General features: G+C 44.4%; 14 protein-coding genes and 1 pseudogene. 6 read left to right on the plus strand and 9 right to left on the minus strand.

What is annotated here, in order from left to right; translation table 11 throughout:
• Nucleotides 1-30 precede the first annotated feature (30 nt).
• Nucleotides 31-507: a MarR family winged helix-turn-helix transcriptional regulator gene (locus tag R7127_RS13275; protein ID WP_005376877.1), complete on the minus strand. Its 477-nt coding sequence runs from the start codon at nucleotides 505-507 to the stop codon at nucleotides 31-33.
• Nucleotides 508-894: 387 nt separating this feature from the next.
• Here R7127_RS13275 and R7127_RS13280 point away from each other — a divergent pair, with 387 nt between their 5' ends.
• Both R7127_RS13280 and R7127_RS13285 read left to right on the plus strand, forming a co-directional pair.
• Nucleotides 895-2,466 carry a BCCT family transporter gene (locus tag R7127_RS13280; protein ID WP_005376879.1) on the plus strand — a complete coding sequence of 524 codons (1,572 nt, stop codon included), beginning with the start codon at nucleotides 895-897 and terminating at the stop codon, nucleotides 2,464-2,466.
• Nucleotides 2,467-2,697: 231 nt separating this feature from the next.
• Nucleotides 2,698-4,581, plus strand: coding sequence for a methyl-accepting chemotaxis protein (locus tag R7127_RS13285; protein ID WP_005376880.1), 1,884 nt, complete (start codon nucleotides 2,698-2,700; stop codon nucleotides 4,579-4,581).
• A 72-nt stretch (nucleotides 4,582-4,653) separates the two neighbouring features.
• Here the strand turns inward: R7127_RS13285 and R7127_RS13290 are convergent, their stop codons facing one another.
• Both R7127_RS13290 and R7127_RS13295 read right to left on the minus strand, forming a co-directional pair.
• Nucleotides 4,654-5,373, minus strand: a complete 720-nt coding sequence (locus R7127_RS13290) for a 3'-5' exonuclease (protein ID WP_081107483.1) — start codon at nucleotides 5,371-5,373, stop codon at nucleotides 4,654-4,656.
• Nucleotides 5,374-5,381: 8 nt separating this feature from the next.
• A complete protein-coding gene (locus tag R7127_RS13295; RefSeq protein WP_033905640.1) occupies nucleotides 5,382-7,271 on the minus strand; it encodes a DUF294 nucleotidyltransferase-like domain-containing protein in 1,890 nt (629 codons plus the stop codon).
• 314 nt (nucleotides 7,272-7,585) lie between these two features.
• Here R7127_RS13295 and R7127_RS13300 point away from each other — a divergent pair, with 314 nt between their 5' ends.
• Nucleotides 7,586-8,227 (plus strand): outer membrane beta-barrel protein, encoded by a 642-nt coding sequence (locus tag R7127_RS13300; protein WP_172563566.1) that lies wholly within the window; start codon nucleotides 7,586-7,588, stop codon nucleotides 8,225-8,227.
• Nucleotides 8,228-8,316: 89 nt separating this feature from the next.
• Here the strand turns inward: R7127_RS13300 and R7127_RS13305 are convergent, their stop codons facing one another.
• The 3 genes and pseudogenes from R7127_RS13305 to R7127_RS13315 form a co-directional block, all read right to left on the minus strand.
• Nucleotides 8,317-9,507 carry an amino acid aminotransferase gene (locus tag R7127_RS13305; protein ID WP_042522780.1) on the minus strand — a complete coding sequence of 397 codons (1,191 nt, stop codon included), beginning with the start codon at nucleotides 9,505-9,507 and terminating at the stop codon, nucleotides 8,317-8,319.
• A gap of 332 nt (nucleotides 9,508-9,839) precedes the next feature.
• Complete coding sequence (locus R7127_RS13310) at nucleotides 9,840-10,139, minus strand: hypothetical protein (RefSeq protein ID WP_005376885.1); 300 nt, start codon at nucleotides 10,137-10,139, stop codon at nucleotides 9,840-9,842.
• A gap of 245 nt (nucleotides 10,140-10,384) precedes the next feature.
• A pseudogene (locus R7127_RS13315) lies at nucleotides 10,385-10,615 on the minus strand (hypothetical protein).
• 258 nt (nucleotides 10,616-10,873) lie between these two features.
• On the opposite strand from R7127_RS13315, the gene R7127_RS13320 reads away from it, so the two are divergent.
• Entirely contained in the window at nucleotides 10,874-12,265 is a 1,392-nt protein-coding gene (locus R7127_RS13320) for a PLP-dependent aminotransferase family protein (protein ID WP_033905636.1), read from the plus strand.
• 98 nt (nucleotides 12,266-12,363) lie between these two features.
• Nucleotides 12,364-12,588 (plus strand): hypothetical protein, encoded by a 225-nt coding sequence (locus R7127_RS13325; RefSeq protein WP_033905633.1) that lies wholly within the window; start codon nucleotides 12,364-12,366, stop codon nucleotides 12,586-12,588.
• 91 nt (nucleotides 12,589-12,679) lie between these two features.
• Here R7127_RS13325 and asnS read toward each other — a convergent pair whose 3' ends face one another.
• Nucleotides 12,680-14,080 (minus strand): asparagine--tRNA ligase, encoded by a 1,401-nt coding sequence (asnS, locus tag R7127_RS13330; protein WP_017636101.1) that lies wholly within the window; start codon nucleotides 14,078-14,080, stop codon nucleotides 12,680-12,682.
• Nucleotides 14,081-14,290: 210 nt separating this feature from the next.
• A complete protein-coding gene (locus tag R7127_RS13335) occupies nucleotides 14,291-15,895 on the minus strand; it encodes a methyl-accepting chemotaxis protein (RefSeq protein WP_318142052.1) in 1,605 nt (534 codons plus the stop codon).
• A 293-nt stretch (nucleotides 15,896-16,188) separates the two neighbouring features.
• Between R7127_RS13335 and queD the strand changes: the two genes are divergently transcribed.
• Nucleotides 16,189-16,551, plus strand: coding sequence for a 6-carboxytetrahydropterin synthase QueD (gene queD / locus R7127_RS13340; RefSeq protein WP_005376896.1), 363 nt, complete (start codon nucleotides 16,189-16,191; stop codon nucleotides 16,549-16,551).
• An 89-nt stretch (nucleotides 16,552-16,640) separates the two neighbouring features.
• Here queD and R7127_RS13345 read toward each other — a convergent pair whose 3' ends face one another.
• Nucleotides 16,641-17,108: a GNAT family N-acetyltransferase gene (locus tag R7127_RS13345; RefSeq protein ID WP_025767296.1), complete on the minus strand. Its 468-nt coding sequence runs from the start codon at nucleotides 17,106-17,108 to the stop codon at nucleotides 16,641-16,643.
• Nucleotides 17,109-17,139 lie beyond the last annotated feature (31 nt).

Genomic DNA, 17,139 nt, shown 5'->3' on the forward strand with positions numbered 1-17,139 from the left:
CCCGCAAAAAGCGAGCACGTGGGAGCGAAACTAATCGGCTTTGGTAATGCTACCAAGCTCTAGCATTGGAGCAACATCGATGTCCTCTGCATTCATCATCGTCGAGATGCGTTGAACGGAAGATAGTAGAAGGGATTGCTCCCATTCTTCCAATTTTTGGAATCGATTAATGAAGTGCTCTTGCAGCGGCGTTGGTGCTTGTTTTAAGGCTTCTTGACCCTTGCTCGTAAGTACAGCATGCACTTTACGCTTGTCTTGAACACTGCGCTGACGCTCAACAAACTGGCCTCGTTCTAGTCTATCTAGAATGGTCGTTGCGGTCGCTTGGCTCATGTTAGTGTGGCTAGACAACTGTTTAATCGTCACGTTATCTAAGTCATTGATAGCGCGCATCAAAATCAACTGTGGAGCAGTCAATCCAGACTCTTTGCTCAGCTTTTTAGAATGTAAATCAATAGCGCGGATGATCTGACGAATCGAGACCAATACTTCTTCGTACTTTTCCAATTTATTCATCCAGTCTGTAGGGAACATTTATCGAGGCGACACTAACTTAAATGCGCCCTTATTTAAAGGGGGGAAATCAAAAATTACCTCTACAATTTTACGCCGTGTCCTCAATACCATTTTGTCGCGCCTTTTCGACAAAATAAGAAGAGCTAAAATTATTATAGCAATAAATGTTTGTGGTCTAACTATTGTAGTAGTGATTTGTTCTATCAAAGGCCGTAATCACACAGTGAAAAGTAAGTTATTGGATTTTTTAATAGCAAAAAGATAGACAAAAACGTGTCAAATGATAGGATCTTGCGCCTTCACGGAATGCAAAACGTATCGTGTTCGAAAGATTTTTTTGTTTGGTACGTAAAAACACTACAAAAATAGAGAGGAACGATGACAAAGGGTATAGATAAGTACAGTATCGATAGTACCGACTATACGGTAGGTCAGGACAACGTTCAAAAATGGGGTTTTGATGTTCATAACCCAGTTTTTGGTATTAGTGCAGGTTTAATTGCGCTGTTTCTTGTCGCTGCATTAGTTCTAGATGCACATACCGCAAAGACGGCACTTGATGGGCTGAAGTGGAAAATTATTGGTTCATTCGATTGGTTGTTCATTATTGCAGGTAACATTTTCGTTATTTTCTGTTTGGCGCTTATCGTCTCACCAATGGGTAAGATCCGACTAGGTGGTAAAGACGCTGTTGCCGATTACTCGTTTATGTCATGGCTTGCAATGCTATTTGCAGCTGGTATGGGTATCGGTTTAATGTTCTGGAGTGTTGCAGAACCTGTCGCTTACTTCACCGGTTGGTATGAAACGCCACTTGGTGTTGAGGCAAATACACCAGAAGCCGCGAGATTGGCACTGGGTGCAACTATGTTCCACTGGGGCCTTCACCCATGGGCAATTTACGGTGTTGTAGCACTTTCTTTAGCATTCTTTGCCTACAACAAAGGTTTACCGCTATCTATGCGTTCGATCTTCTACCCACTTCTGGGTGATCGTGCATGGGGTTGGGCTGGCCACATTGTGGACATTCTGGCTGTGCTTGCGACTTTATTTGGTCTTGCTACATCCCTAGGTCTAGGTGCGCAGCAAGCAGCAAGTGGTATTCATCACGTATTTGGTGTTGAGCCAGGCCTAGGTCTGCAAATCGTCGTTATTACCGTGGTGACTTTACTTGCTGTTGTTTCAGTCGTACGCGGCATCGATGGTGGTGTTAAAGTCATTAGTAACATCAACATGGTTGTGGCGTTCTTGCTACTTCTCCTTGTTGGTCTTATCGGTTGGGCGGCGAGCCTAGGTTCGATTCCAACCACACTTATGGCATATGTAGAGAATATCATCCCACTAAGTAACCCGTTTGGTCGTACGGACGAAGCTTGGTTCCAAGGCTGGACAGTGTTCTACTGGGCTTGGTGGATTTCATGGTCGCCATTCGTAGGCATGTTCATCGCGCGTGTTTCTCGTGGTCGTACCGTTCGCGAGTTCATCACAGCAGTTCTACTGGTTCCAACTGCGGTTACCGTTGTTTGGATGTCTGTATTTGGTGGCCTGGCGATCGAGCAAGTTGTTGATAAAGTAGGTGAGCTGGGCACAAATGGCTTGACTGACGTATCACTTGCTATGTTCCAAATGTTTGATGTTCTTCCATTTGGTAGCATGCTTTCTATCATCGCTGTTGTGCTGGTACTTGTGTTCTTCATTACGTCTTCTGACTCTGGTTCACTTGTTATCGACAGTATCACGGCAGGTGGTAAAGTCGATGCACCTGTACTTCAACGTGTCTTCTGGGCATTCATGGAAGGTGCAATTGCGGTTGCTCTGCTATGGATTGGTGGCTCCGAGGCGGTTCAAGCTCTTCAGGCCGGTGCCATTTCTACAGCACTGCCATTTACCTTCATTCTGCTTGCAATGTGTGTGAGCTTATTGATGGGTATGCGAACTGAGCGTCAGTAATTCGGCATTTTATAAAACCGTCTGACTAACAATTAATCAAAAGGCCAGCAATTTGCTGGCTTTTTTTGTGCGGTTTTTATGACGCTCGAGACAAAAAAATGACACATGAAAGTTCATATTTTACAAAGAGTTAATGTGCTATTTTGTTTTTTAAAAATTAGTGAATAGTCGTAAAAAAGTGTGTAATATTCATGCACCTTAACTGTTCTCCCAACTCAAAAAACTATAAATATGAAATTATCATTAAAACAAAAGCTTATAGGCGCAAGCCTTTCTGCTGTTGTTGTGATGGCAACAGCACTTACTTGGTTGTCGGCTGGTCAATTATTTGATCAGACTCGTTCAGGTGTCTATTCACGTGCGCAAAGTCTTAGTACTACTGCGTCAGAGGGAATTTCTGATTGGGTCAATATCCGTAAAGATATTGCCACTGCGTTCAACGATTACTCGACCGAGCAAGACGTTGTTCCTTTCCTACAACAAGCTCGCAAGGCTGGTGGCTTCGATGACATCTTCCTTGGTACACCAAACGGTGATATGTACCGCTCTCATCCGGAGCGTAACCGTGCTGATTACGACCCTCGCACACGTCCTTGGTACAAGGATGCTGATGCAGCGGGTAAGCAAATCATCACCGCCGCATATCAAGACGCAATCACGAATGCACTACTTGTGACCATTGCTGAGCCAGTAATGAAAAATGGTCAGTTTGTTGGTGTTGTTGGTGCGGACGTACTGATCGATCAGCTTATCAGCGATGTGATTAACTTAGATGCAGGTGAAAACGCGCATGCGATGCTAATCGACATGAATGAAGGCACCTTCTTAGCGCATCCAGATAAAAGCTTGACGCTTAAGCCTATCACCAGTGTTCTAAAAGATTTTTCAGAAGAGGCAATTGAGCGCGCCGCCGATGAAGGTCGTATCGAAGATACGGTAATCAAAGGAAAAGAGAAGCTTTACTACTTCAATAAAGTTCCTGGTACGCATTGGATGTTTGCGATTGAAATGGATCGCGCAACAGAAGAAGCAGGTCATGCGGTATTGCTACGAGATCTATTGTTCACTGCTGTGGCGATCACGATTGTGGTTATTCTTGCAGTTTCTTGGCTAGTTGGTTTCTTGTTCCGTGACTTGAACCGCGTATCAAATGCACTGGAAGAAATTGCATCTGGCGAAGGTGATTTAACGCAACGCCTAGAACCACGCAGTGATGATGAAGTAGGTAAACTGGCGGAAAACTTCAACCGTTTTGTTGGCAACATGCACACAATGGTTACTAAGCTTAGCCACGTATCTTCTGCGCTTTCAGAGCAAGCACGCACGACAGCACAGCAAGCTGAGGAGCGTAGTCAGCGTATCTCTTACCAGCAAGATGAAATCAACATGGTGGCGACGGCTGTGAATGAAATGGCAGCAGCGACACAAGAAATTGCAGGTAATGCTGATAGCACGGCAAGTAACTCAGAAGAAGCGGTTCAAGCTTGTTCACACGGTTCAAGCCAAGTAACTCAAACGCAAGGTTCTATTCAGAACTTAGCGCAAGAAGTTCAAGTTGCTACTGATGTGATTCAAGAGCTAGAAGCACACGGAAATAGCATCAATACGATTCTATCAACGATTCAAGGCATTGCAGAGCAAACGAACCTACTTGCACTTAACGCGGCGATCGAAGCGGCACGTGCAGGTGAGCAAGGCCGTGGTTTTGCTGTGGTTGCAGATGAAGTCCGCGTATTGAGCCAACGTACTCATGCTTCAACGCAAGAGATTCAAGAAACTATCGAGATGCTACAAGGCACAACAGCCAAAGCGGTCGGTATTATGGGTGACAGTCGTCGTCTAGCTGATACCAGTGTTGATGATGCCAATGCGGCTGCAGCGAGCTTGACGCAAATCCACACTGCTGTTGAGCGTATCAGTGATATGGCAACGCAGATTGCTTCAGCAGCAGAAGAGCAAGCATCGGTAACCACTGAGATCACTCGTAACACTGAAGGTATTCGTGACGTGTCTAACGAGTTGTCAGTCGAAGCTCATCAAGCAGCAGAACAAGCTGCTCACCTGTCTGAGCTATCACACGAACTTGAACAAGAGATTCAACGCTTTAAGCTGTAATCTTGTCTCAAGCTAAGCAAAAAAAAGGAGCCATCTGGCTCCTTTTTTGATCGCTATTAAGCGTGAAGTATATTACAGCCAGAACTCACTGATGGGTTGCTCTTCACTGTAATGATGGGCGATTTGCGCTTGCAGTAGCTCTGCGGTAGCAATTGCATCGGTTAATGCATGGTGAGGCGTATAGTCTGGCAGCCCATAACGGCGTCGAGATTGCGCTAGCCGAACCGATTCTGGTTTTTTCCCTTTTAAACGCTCCCAGAGAGAGCCTGAACGTTTCTGTTGAATCGTTTCTTCAAGGTGCAGCGTATCTAAAACAGGAAACTCAATACCTTCCCCTAAACGGCTTTTGAGCGCTTTATCCAGAAACTCTCTCTCGATACGACGGTAATGAACAACAATGATTTTCCCGCTTAAGGATGGTAGCAGCTCGCTTAAGATATCGCCTAAGTCAGGTGCATCGATCAATTCGCTGTGAGTAATACCGTGTATAATGACTGAATCTTCATCGAGTGCACGCTGTGGACGTACCTTCCAATGACGCGAGTTACGTAGGAAAATTCGCTTCAGGTTAAACGGCACCAAACCAATAGTAATGATGTCATGTTTTTCAGGATTCAAACCCGTCGTTTCGAAATCTAACGCCACGAACTCCACCTCAGATAACGGTGTTTCTGGAGCAGGCGGCTTGTTGCTATAAAACGCAATTAAATTCTCATCCTTCGCCATCTCCAGCTTTTGTTCAAACTTCGTTGGCCACTGAATGGTTGGCTTCTGAAAGAGCTTTTTAATCATGCTAAACCTCACTTAAAGCTCTTGTTCGCTTGGTAGCGGAACTTAAGGAAATTTTGACCATTGCTTAGGATCTGGAATGCATCCTTTAGGTTGCGACGTTCAAACTCAGAGAGGTTTTCCGGTTCGATATTGTTATCAGGCTCAATGCCTAGTTCCACATCCGTCGCTTGGTGACGAATACGTACCATGGAAATAAATTCTAACGCGTCTTTTAAGTCTTGTGCTCGACCTTTTGGCAAAATGCCAGCATCAATAATGTCGTCAAGACGCTCAAACGAGTTCTGTGCACGTGAACCAACCGCCAGAGAGTGAACGCGAATTAAGTCGACCAGAGGAGCAGTACCGCGACGTTTGAGGTTGATGGAGTTGTTGTGTCTGCCATCTTTTTCCATCACGAAGTCTTTAAAGAAGCCCAGAGGTGGTGTTCTGTTTAGTGCGTTACGAGCCAAACACGCTAAGAAGCGGTTGTTCTTTCGAGCGCGACGAACAATAAAGCTAGTTAACTGTTCTGCCCATTTTAAGCGGCCATAGACGCCATCCAAGTCGAAAAAGATGGAGGCGTTGAGTAGTGCTTTCGGGTTCGGGTTATCAATCCAGTCAGCAAAACACTCTTCCCACTCTGAACGAGTCATGCGCCATAGTGGGTTGGTTGCCATAATATCGCCTGTGCAATATTTGTAGCCACAGGCATCTAACCCATCGCTGACGTATTTTGCTAGGGCTTCGAAGTATTTACCATGTTTCTCTTCTTGATAAGTCTCATCTAGAATGATGGCGTTATCTTGGTCAGTTACCAACAGTTGCTCATCTCGCCCCATTGAGCCAAGTGCAAGGAAACAATAAGGAATTGGCGGTGGGCCAAGCTCTTCTTCTGCCATTTCTAGCAGACGCTGTTTGAAGCTTCGGCCAATGACCGACATCGCGCTACCCACCATGTGAGAGTTGGCATCTTCATTGACCAAACGCACGAAGCTGCTTTTTACTTCTTCGGCAACAACGGCTAAATCTTCGATAGTCTGTTGTTGGAAAATACTACTCACCAACAACAACGAATTCTGAGATTCATAACGAACAATGTCGGTGGTTTCGATAATACCGATTGGTAATTGGTTTTTTACCACTGGTAGGTGATGTACGTTGTAACGCAGCATCGTTAACATTGCTTCATAGATGTAAGCGTTGTGGTCAAGAGACATGACCTCCGTGGTCATCACACTAGACACATCGTCCTGTGGGGACAAACCTTCAGCTAACACACGGGTACACAAGTCACGGTCAGTAATGATACCAAGTACTGGGGACTGTGGATCGTCTTCGTCACGAACGAAGTCTGGGTCGACGATAAGTAAAGCCGATACGTTGTCATTCGCCATTTGCTGCGCGGCTTGCTGGATTGTCTGACCACGATCAATCGTATGAGCATCGCCAGTCAGCAAGGTTTTCACTTTCGACGTCGTCAGGTCATTGGCGTCTTTGTTTTCTGAAATGGCTTGGCGTAAACGAGCGCTATTTTCAACTTCAACAAAATCCGCAAAGGAGTCAAAGTTATCGTAAATTTCTTGGAAAATGTCACCAGGAATACAGTAGAGCAGGGTATCCTCAATGGCTTTTACCGGAAAGCGGACTTTGTTATTGGTGAGCATGCCCATCTGGCCAAATAGGTCACCTTCGTCAAGGCGATTATACAGCTCACCTTTGCGTCGATAAACTTCAACAACACCGCTTCGCACCACGTATAAATCTTGGATATAGTCTCCAAAATGGATGATGGGGGTATCTTCTCGGTAGTACGAGATTTCGACACTCTCTGTCACCTTGTTTAGTGTTTCTTCAGGGAGTTCATTGAACGGGGGATACTTGGCGAGAAAGTTGTAAATCTCGAGAAGTTCTGCATCCATCGAAGGCGCCTTTTAGTTCGCAAATAATAAAGTAATCTTAACTTAGTTTTAAAACAGAGTCTTATCTGAACCGCGATTTTCGTGCTCAGTCATAAGATTCTGACATATCGCACGATAAGGGAGCTTCATTTTTACTACTATATGGTCACCTCAATTGAAAAAGACGTCGTCGATATGTTTTCTTCGTGATGACTGATTAGATCTTTGGCTGTTTCAGATCGTTATCACGTCTTTAGATTAAGCTATTCTTCTTGAGCCAAGTAGCTCAGGCGATGGAATACAGTGTTTAGATAATTCTCATGAAAGGAAGTCGAATGATGAGAAATTTATTGCTTGTTTCTTTAGCTGCTTTGCCGGCGATATCAAGCGCAGCGGTCATGGACCAAGCAGAAAAATTTGGGTACGAACACATTAATTTGGATGTTGGTGCCGGAACGACAAACGAAGAATGGTTAGATAACTCTAATGCGACCACAGTTGGACTCGGTGGTAACTATTTGTTTACTGAGAACTGGTTGTTTAATGTTGATTACTCAGCGCAGTTTTTCCATCCGGATGATTTTACTCTTCGTATTGACCGCCTTTTGTTTGGTGGTGGTTACCGTTACGGAGTTACAGAGCAATTCGATATCTACGGGATATATGGAATAGGCGCAATCAAAGCGAAAGCGACGGACGACAAAACGGATAATACGTTGTCTTCCGATAGCGAATTGATTCAAGCTGTAACTGTTGGGGTGAATTACTTGCTCAGTGAAAAGCTTATTGCGACAGCTGAAGTGGAGTTGAACCGTAGTGATATCGTTGATGAGAACAATTTTAAGATCGGTCTTAACTACCAATGGCATAAAGTCATCGGCACTGGTCTTTTTTATCAGTTTAGAGATACTGATTACAGCGGTGAAAGCTCAGATTACGTCAATGAAGTAGGGCTGAGTTTGAAGTTTGTCTACTAGATCGGACGGGGTCGTTTTTGGCGTTAAGTTAAAACAAAAAAGGTCAGCTTATGCTGACCTTTCCTTTTAACAAAGTATGCGACAGTCGATTATAAAACCGCTGCAATGCCTTTACACAGAGGGCCCATATTTGACTTCGTCATACCAGCAACACTGATTCGGCCAGAACCGACAATGTAAATACCGAACTCTTCTTTAAGGCGGTTAACTTGCTCTTTAGAAAGACCAGAGAAAGAGAACATACCATTTTGACGTTCGATGAAACTAAAGTCTGCGTCCACACCCTCTGCTTTTAGTGTCGCTACAAATAGTTCACGCATTTCTTGAATACGGTCACGCATTTCTGCTACTTCAGCTTCCCATTCCGCACGCATTTCGGCGTTGCCAAGAATGTGAGTCACGACAGCGCTGCCGTGTGCAGGTGGGTTAGAGTAGATAGAGCGAATAATGGCTTTAACTTGAGAAAATGCGGTTGTTGCGACTTCTTCTGACTCAGCTACTAACGTGAAGGCACCTACGCGTTCATTGTATAGGCCAAAGTTTTTCGAGAAAGAGCTCGCGACTAGGATTTCTTTGTTGTACTTAGCAAAAGTACGAAGACCTGCAGCATCTTCTTCCACACCTTTAGCAAAGCCTTGGTAGGCGAAGTCGAACAGAGGAAGCAATTTCTTCTCTGCGATAAGTTTCGCCAATGTTTCCCACTCTTCAGCCGTAGGATCGATCCCTGTAGGGTTGTGACAGCAGCCGTGTAGAAGCACGATGTCGCCTTCAGATGCAGATTGCAGATCATTTAGCATCGCATCAAAGTCTTTGTCTTTTGTTTCAGCATTGTAGTAGCTGTATTGTGCCGTTTCGATACCAGCAGCAGTAAATACACCGTTGTGGTTCGCCCATGTTGGGTTGCTGATCCAGATCTTTACATCGCCTAGTTGACGTTTAATGAACTCGCCGGCAACACGTAGTGCACCAGTACCACCCGGAGCTTGAGCTGTTTTAGCACGTTTTTCGTTTACAATTTCTGCATCAGAGCCGAAAAGCAATTTTTGCACTGCAATGCCGTACTCTGCTGTGCCTTCGATGGTTAGGTAAGATTTGGTTTTTTCAGTTTCAACAAGTGCTGCTTCAGCTTTCTTTACTGTCGCAAGAACGGGAGTTTCGCCTTGCTCGTTTTTGTAAATACCTACTCCAAGGTTAATTTTGTCTGCGCGAGCATCTTTTTTAAACTCTTCAGTAAGGCCAAGAATAGGGTCAGCCGGAGCGGCAACTACTTTTTCAAACATAATCTTCATCCATGTTAATCGAAGGGGTGTGCTAACATTTATACCTTTCAGCAAAATTGGTTACAACCGTTACTGAAAAGAAAACCTAAAAAAGTTGCGATTTGAAACAGAATTCTAACATAACTAAAGTTTTTGCCATGAAAACGTTTGGTAGGCACAGAGTTTGAAGGGCATTTATGCCATGATTGGAGAAGTTTTGTACACATCCCAATCGTTTCAATTCAGTGCTTTGCGTTAACGCGTTTATAGTTGTCTAGTGAGGATTTGTTGAGACAAAAACGCCCCACCAAAGGTGGAGCGTTTACTGTTAGAAGTATGGATATCGGTTGGGGTTATTTCTTCAGATTGATTTCCGACTCAACCGCATTGGTTTCGATGTCAGGGTTAGAAGAAAGCTTTTCAGTCGCCCAGTCATTCATATGCTTTAAGATCGCTTTTAACGCGTGCTTTTCGGTTGGTACTTCTGTCTTTTCAACTTCAAGTTTTTGCTTCGGATGCGTACCCGTCGCATCTTCCGCAACGTGTAACCAATCTGGGTGCCAGTAATAAGGTTGGCCGGAAGGAGAGCTCCAAGAATGTACGCCGTTGGATTCACCTTTGTATTTAATATCTTCTTCGTTGTATTTCGCCATTATTGTTTTCTCTCATAATCCATGAGTTGAGGTGTGCATCACCATTACTATTTAAATGTAACAGATGTAATGAAAATTAATGTGATAACAATCGACTTATTTTGCCCTTTGAACGCTATAGAAGATGCGTACTTCTCATTCAGAAGAATTTACTATTTGGCAGGTTTTAGCTTTATTTGTGTTTAAAGCATACAACGATGGATTCGCCTACCTAATGCTATTCTTGAACGGTGATAGAGCCTAAACTACTCGTCATTCAAGTGTTTGAGAATCGCCGCTTTTGCATGCTCTTCTGTCGCTGTTTCTCCATCAGGGAGTTCAAGGTCAGCCTTTTTGTGTTCACCCAAAGCATCTTCAGCGATATGCAGCCAATCAGGATGCCAATAATAAGGGGTGGTACTGCCAGGATGGTCTCAACTATGTACACCTTTATGTTTTCCGCGATACGAGAGATCGTCCATTGTAAAAACTTTCATCGCTTCCTCCTGATTTAAAGACCGTAGCTCGAAGTGAGTTTAACGAACTCAGTCCAACGTAAAACCTTGGCTTTTAGGTATTGCAAAGATGTGAGGCAATATGTGTGTAACAGTCAAAGTATGGGATATAAACGCTCACTTCGTGGCTGAAATATCTATTATAAGCTTGATAAATTACGTTGCTAAATTGAATACTCCCATATCAGAATGCTGGCGCGAAGTATGCTATGGTGCGGCTGTAAGTGAAATGAGGGAAACATGAACCGATACCGTCAACTGGCTGAGCTGTTCAAAACGCAGATTCAGCAAAATACTTGGAGAGCAGGGGAAAAGCTGCCATCAGTGCGTGTAACAAGCCGAAACCATTCTGTCAGCGCAGGTACGGTATTACAAGCTTATCAGCTGCTCGAAGCACAAGGTTGGGTCGCAGCGAAACCTCAGTCTGGATACTTTGTGACTGCGGAGTTGGACCGCTTCGAACCGAGTTCTCCAGCCACTTCCGTTTATCGCTCCAGCATCAACGATGAACTTTACGACTACCTCAAAAATCAGGCCTCATCGAATGCGGTGAAGTTTGGCTCCGCGTTTCCAGACCCAGCATTGTTCCCATTAGAAGCGCTAAACCGCAACCTAGCCAGCTCAGGCAGGAAGATGGGGGCAGAGACGTTATTGGATAACTTGCCGCCGGGCTGTGAGTCTCTACGCCGTTTGATTGCTCAACGGTACATCCAACAAGGTATGGTGTTTACCCATGATGATGTTGTCGTTACTTCTGGCGCATTAGAAGCGTTGAATTTGAGCCTTCAGGCCGTGACCCAGCCTGGAGATACTGTTGTAGTTGAATCACCGACGTTTTATGGCGCACTTCAAGCGATTGAACGTTTAGGTCTAAAGGCGATAGAAATAACGGTGGATCCGTTAACTGGACATTCAGTGGATCAAATTGAAGCGACTTTTGCCGACAATGATGTTCGCGCATGTTGGTTAATGACTAACTTTCACAATCCAACAGGAACCTTATTAAGTGACGGGCAGAAGCAACGTATCGTCGAACTGGCTGATAAATACGATGTGTACTTGATCGAAGATGATGTGTATTCAGAGCTTTATTTTTCTGAAAAAAAGCCAAGCTCACTTAAAGCTTTTGATACACAAGAACGCGTGTTGCATTGTGGATCATTTTCAAAAAGCCTTTGCCCTGGCTATAGGCTGGGCTGGGTGGTAAACAAACGCTTCAATGAGCAACTTCAAAAGCTGCAACTTATCTCGACGTTGTCAGGCAGTGCACCAATCCAGCAGGGTATCGCGCATTACTTACAAAACGATAGTTATGATAGCCATCTTAGAAAACTGCGAAAGAATCTTGAGCAGCGGCAATTGGCGTTTATTGAACTGGTTGATAAGTACTTTCCCCAATCGATTCGTTACACGCAACCGGAAGGCGGCTATTTTCTTTGGATAGAACTGCCGAAAACAAAGTGCGGAAAAGCGATTTATCAAAAGTTATTGGAAGCGAACATCACTGTAGCATTTGGTCAGTTGTTTTCTGTCGCTCCAAATTATGAGAACTACCTGAGGCTTAATACATCGTTACCTGTAAATGATGAATTAGAACAAGCCGTGAAGACGGTCGGAGAATTACTTCATTAGCCAACTGTTTACCTGTTTTTTGCTCAAACTGTATCAGTGGACGATACCGAAGCTGTGTTTCAATCATGGGCAGACAACCATTTAGGTTAGGAGCCGTAATGAAAAAGCAGTTGGTAAAGCATGAACTTAGGTTGATGGGTGTTGCTATTTTTAGCGCATTTTTGTTGGTGTTTGCACACTTGATATTGGCGAAATCTTTCTCTCATATGGTTTGGACGGAATACACTGCTGCCGTTATCCCATTTGTGATGTTTGGCTTGTGTGTGGTTGGAGTAAAATACGCAGCGCGAGCAGATGAGGATGACGACGAAGATAACAACTAGAGTGCATACACCGGTTGCTAGAAAATCATTCGTACAAAAGAAAAGACCTCCACATGGGAGGTCTTTTTAATTCAATATCACTAAAAAGTGATTAGAAGTTCGCAGAGCGAGGAGTACGTGGGAATGGGATCACGTCACGAACGTTGCCCATACCAGTTACGTAAGATACTAGGCGCTCGAAGCCTAGACCGAAGCCTGCGTGTGGCACTGTACCGTATTTACGTAGGTCGCGATACCAGCTCATGTGTTCAGGATCGATACCCACTTCACGCATACGTGCATCTAGAATGTCTAGGCGCTCTTCACGCTGAGAACCACCGATGATTTCGCCGATGCCCGGTGCTAGAACGTCCATCGCTGCAACTGTTTTACCGTCATCGTTAGCACGCATGTAGAATGCTTTGATGTCTTTCGGGTAGTTCTTAACGATTACAGGTGCTTTGAAGTGTTCTTCAGCAAGGAAACGCTCGTGCTCAGAAGACATATCGATACCCCATTCAACTGGGAATTCGAACTCACGGCCTGAATCAAGAAGGATCTGGATTGCGTCAGTGTAGTCAACCTGCGCGAAGTCAGAAGAAACGAACTGCTCTAGACGAGTGATTGCTTCTTTGTCGATGCGTTGAGCGAAGAACTCAAGGTCATCGCGACACTCTGCAAGCACTGCTTTAAACACGTACTTGAGCATGTCTTCAGCCAGTTTCGCTACATCATCCAGTTCTGCGAACGCAACTTCAGGCTCAACCATCCAGAATTCTGCTAGGTGGCGGCTTGTGTTTGAGTTTTCAGCTCGGAAAGTAGGGCCGAAAGTGTAAACTTTGCTTAGCGCACAAGCGTAAGCTTCTGCGTTTAGCTGACCAGATACGGTTAGGAACGTCTCTTTACCGAAGAAGTCTTCGTTGTAGTCCACTTTACCAGCGTCAGTGCGAGGAAGGTTTTCCATGTCTAGCGTAGATACGCGGAACATTTCACCAGCGCCTTCAGCATCTGAAGCCGTGATCAACGGCGCAGATACCCAGAAGTAACCTTGCTCGTGGTAGAAGCGGTGGATTGCTTGAGATAGGCAGTTACGTACACGTGCTACTGCACCGATTACGTTTGTGCGCGGACGTAGGTGCGCAACTTCACGTAGGTACTCGATTGAGTGACGAGTTTTTGCCATTGGGTAAGTTTCAGCATCTTCAACCCAACCAACCACTTTAACGTCAGTGGCAGCAAGTTCGAAGTCTTGACCCTTTGCAGGAGATTCAACAATCTTACCAGTTACTTCAACAGAGCAGCCAGTCGTTAGCTTTAATACTTCGTCTTCGTAATTATTAAGATTATTTGGGACCACGGCCTGAATCGGGTCGAAACAAGAGCCGTCATATATGGCAAGGAAAGAGATTCCAGCTTTGGAATCACGACGTGAACGGATCCAGCCACGAACAGTCACTTCGCTGTCTACTGCTAGCTGACCTTTCAATACGTCTGATACAGGCGCGTAAGTCATGTTTTCAATATTCTCCATTGAGGTAAAAATTCAACTCAACGCTTACTTAAACTACTTGTCTGATAACATTTTTGTTCAAAAAACAAGCTAAGCGCTGAGTTGGGTAGTATTTTACAGATTCAACGAGACATATTACCTGTCAATTCGCTCGCATCAACCTTTATATTCGTTTTGATGGGGAGAATCTCTCTATTTATTCACTCTTTTGTGCTATGAAAGTGTGAATTGGTTTAGTAATTGCTCTAAACGTTCGGATAGATGCTCTAAATCAACACTAATATCACGCGTGTGCGATGCCGATTGCGATGTGTCGTTAGCATGCAGTGTGATCACATCTATTTTAGATTGAATATGCTGACTTACATCAGATGTGGTTTGCGTCTGGTTTTGGATATCTTCTGCATGTCTGAGCACTTGGCGCATTTCGTCAATAACGTTATGCATTGTGGCTGATAGTGCCTCGACATCGACAGAGCGTTGATGAGCAAACTGGCAGACGGTATCAACAGAAGTTAATGACTCTTCACTTCCTTGCTGGAATTGAGAAATGATATGTTCAATATTACCAGTGGCTTCAGCCGTCCTAGAAGCCAGGTTACGCACTTCTTCCGCGACGACCGCAAAACCGCGTCCTTGCTCTCCGGCACGGGCGGCTTCGATAGCAGCATTCAACGCGAGCAGATTGGTTTGTTCTGCAATACCCTTAATAACCACAAGAATGGACGACACTTCTTCGGTTCTTTGATTTAGAGAGCTGATTTTTTCCCGTACGGTATCAATGTTACTTACTAGTTGTTTGATGTCTTCACTGACGTTGTGTGCTTGGCTTGCACTATGAGTGGCGACATCAACGGTGTGATTGACCAAAACAGTAGCGTTGTTAGTCGAGTCCTCAACCGCAGTTTGTTGCTGCAACATATCGGTGATATTACTTTGTACTTCGTTGGTCTCTAGCTGTTGGTTATTGGCCGCTTTATCTGTGGACTGCGCGACAGCAGTTAGTTTACTCGCGGAGTCGGCAAGTGAGTGAGAGGTGTCTTGCACACGTTCTAAGCTTTCGGAGACCGTGTCCATGAATGAATTGATGGCTGTAGAAAGTTGGCCCACTTCATCCTGTTGGTGATGCATCAGTCGTTGAGATAGATCTTTACTATGGCTCACATTCGACATGAATTTCGACGTTCTTTGAATTGGTCGTACAATGACTTTCTGAATCAAACTCATCGTTATGATGAAGCCCACAAATGCGATTACGGCCATTATTCCCATCGCAAACATTGCCTGTTTACTGATCATTGAATTGACATGATTCATGTTGTATTCCAAGCGAATCGCGCCCAACACTTCTCCTGCTGGTGCAACGTGGCAAGAAACGCAGTTGGTGCCACGGTAATTTTCGCTCGATTTCATTGGTAGTGCGACTACTAACCCTTTGCCCCAATCGGCTGAGATTGGTTCAATCACCAGTTCACCATTCAACGCTCGTTGATCAATATCATCGACAGGCTGCTGGTTTTGTTGCCCAGGTCCGTAAAGTTTGGTCACAGTATCAGCTCGCAACACGCGAACTGCTTCAATGCCTTCTTGGGCCAGGGCCTTTTGACGTAAGGTTTCTTTTTGCGACATGGTGCCCGTAAGCATCATCATATTTAGGCTATCGAAATAATTACTAGCCTTATCATGGAGTTGTTCACTAAGAACATCATTGATTAAGGTTTTTTGTTGATGGTATTGGTAAGCCGTAGAGGCAGCTAGAACGCAGCTGAAGACAGCAATTAACGCCAGTAAGAGCTTAAAAGTGATAGTTGAGCGCATAAATTTATAAGTGTAATTGGAACGAACTGCACAATATTAATGTGCACAAATGCGCACTGCGAACAACGAAATGAATGATTGTGACCCCACACATGTTGGGGATATGTAATTGTGATGTGAGTGCTGTGTAATCAAATGTTTGGCGCGTGACAGAAATACGGCGCTTTGGTGTGAGTGATAGCAAAGAGGCCAGGAACCAGCGGAAGTTTTTGCTACGCTTGTATGGGGTAACGCTTGTCTCTTGGCAGCGAATTCCTTAGTATTGCCTGTCTTTTTAAAGCCTGAGAATCAAGATGAAAACAGAATTATACAAAGAGTTTATGTTCGAAGCAGCACACCATTTGCCACACGTACCAGAAGGTCACAAGTGTGGTCGTTTGCACGGACACTCTTTCCTTGTTCGTCTTTATGTAGAAGGTGAAGTTGATCCACATACAGGTTGGGTAGTGGATTTTGCAGAGATCAAAGCTGCATTTAAACCAATTTACAATCGCTTAGACCATTACTACCTAAACGACATTGAAGGGTTAGAGAACCCGACTAGCGAAGTGTTAGCAAAATGGATTTGGCAGCAGCTTAAGCCAAGCTTACCACTGCTAAGTAAAGTCGAAATCAAAGAAACGTGCACAGCGGGTTGTATTTACAAAGGCGAATAAGTCACTTTCTATTGAGCATTAAACAAAGGCAAGCGAGAAGCTTGCCTTTGTTGTGTCTGAATGGCCCAATTTTGATTATGCTTCACCAGCTAGCTTAATGGGTGTCGTAGAATCCATTCTTTTTCATTATCACCCAATGTTGTTTCCTCTGTATTAATGAATCCGCACGCATCAAGAAAACTGATAGCGTATTGCTGACTTTGTGGGACAGTGGCGCAAAGAGAGGTGCTTTTAGGGTTAATGGTATACGCATAAAGGAACAGTTTACGCAATGCCTCACTCCCAACCCTTTGACGTTGGAAACGTTGATCAATCATCAAGTATTTAAGCTCCAGTTCGTATCGTTTAGCAAACGGCGCATGTTGGGAGAAACCTTTATCGATAACAAGATAGCCTACTAATAGGTCATCAGAATAAATCGTAAAGAACGCCTCTGACTTACTGCGTTTTTGGTAAGCCATTTCAAACGGTGTAAAAAATCCTTTTTGCTCTTCTTGCACATCCAATTGCATCAAACTTGAAAAATCTTTCAGTTTGGTGGGTTTAATCGCAATCATCGCTCAATCACAAATTGGCGGCATACCGTTA

The organism is Vibrio sp. 1159 (genome assembly GCF_033340395.1).
Taxonomy (GTDB): domain Bacteria; phylum Pseudomonadota; class Gammaproteobacteria; order Enterobacterales; family Vibrionaceae; genus Vibrio; species Vibrio alginolyticus.

Bases quoted from the DNA above. Each gene is read 5' to 3' on its own strand.
- R7127_RS13280 (WP_005376879.1), top strand. From the start codon at position 895: ATGACAAAGGGTATAGATAAGTACAGTATCGATAGTACCGACTATACG.
- R7127_RS13305 (WP_042522780.1), bottom strand. From the start codon at position 9,507: ATGTTTGAAAAAGTAGTTGCCGCTCCGGCTGACCCTATTCTTGGCCTT.
- queD (WP_005376896.1), top strand. From the start codon at position 16,189: ATGAAAACAGAATTATACAAAGAGTTTATGTTCGAAGCAGCACACCAT.
- R7127_RS13310 (WP_005376885.1), bottom strand. From the start codon at position 10,139: ATGGCGAAATACAACGAAGAAGATATTAAATACAAAGGTGAATCCAAC.
- asnS (WP_017636101.1), bottom strand. From the start codon at position 14,080: ATGACTTACGCGCCTGTATCAGACGTATTGAAAGGTCAGCTAGCAGTA.
- R7127_RS13285 (WP_005376880.1), top strand. From the start codon at position 2,698: ATGAAATTATCATTAAAACAAAAGCTTATAGGCGCAAGCCTTTCTGCT.
- R7127_RS13290 (WP_081107483.1), bottom strand. From the start codon at position 5,373: ATGATTAAAAAGCTCTTTCAGAAGCCAACCATTCAGTGGCCAACGAAG.
- R7127_RS13345 (WP_025767296.1), bottom strand. From the start codon at position 17,108: ATGATTGCGATTAAACCCACCAAACTGAAAGATTTTTCAAGTTTGATG.
- R7127_RS13295 (WP_033905640.1), bottom strand. From the start codon at position 7,271: ATGGATGCAGAACTTCTCGAGATTTACAACTTTCTCGCCAAGTATCCC.
- R7127_RS13335 (WP_318142052.1), bottom strand. From the start codon at position 15,895: ATGCGCTCAACTATCACTTTTAAGCTCTTACTGGCGTTAATTGCTGTC.
- R7127_RS13325 (WP_033905633.1), top strand. From the start codon at position 12,364: ATGAAAAAGCAGTTGGTAAAGCATGAACTTAGGTTGATGGGTGTTGCT.
- R7127_RS13300 (WP_172563566.1), top strand. From the start codon at position 7,586: ATGATGAGAAATTTATTGCTTGTTTCTTTAGCTGCTTTGCCGGCGATA.
- R7127_RS13320 (WP_033905636.1), top strand. From the start codon at position 10,874: ATGAACCGATACCGTCAACTGGCTGAGCTGTTCAAAACGCAGATTCAG.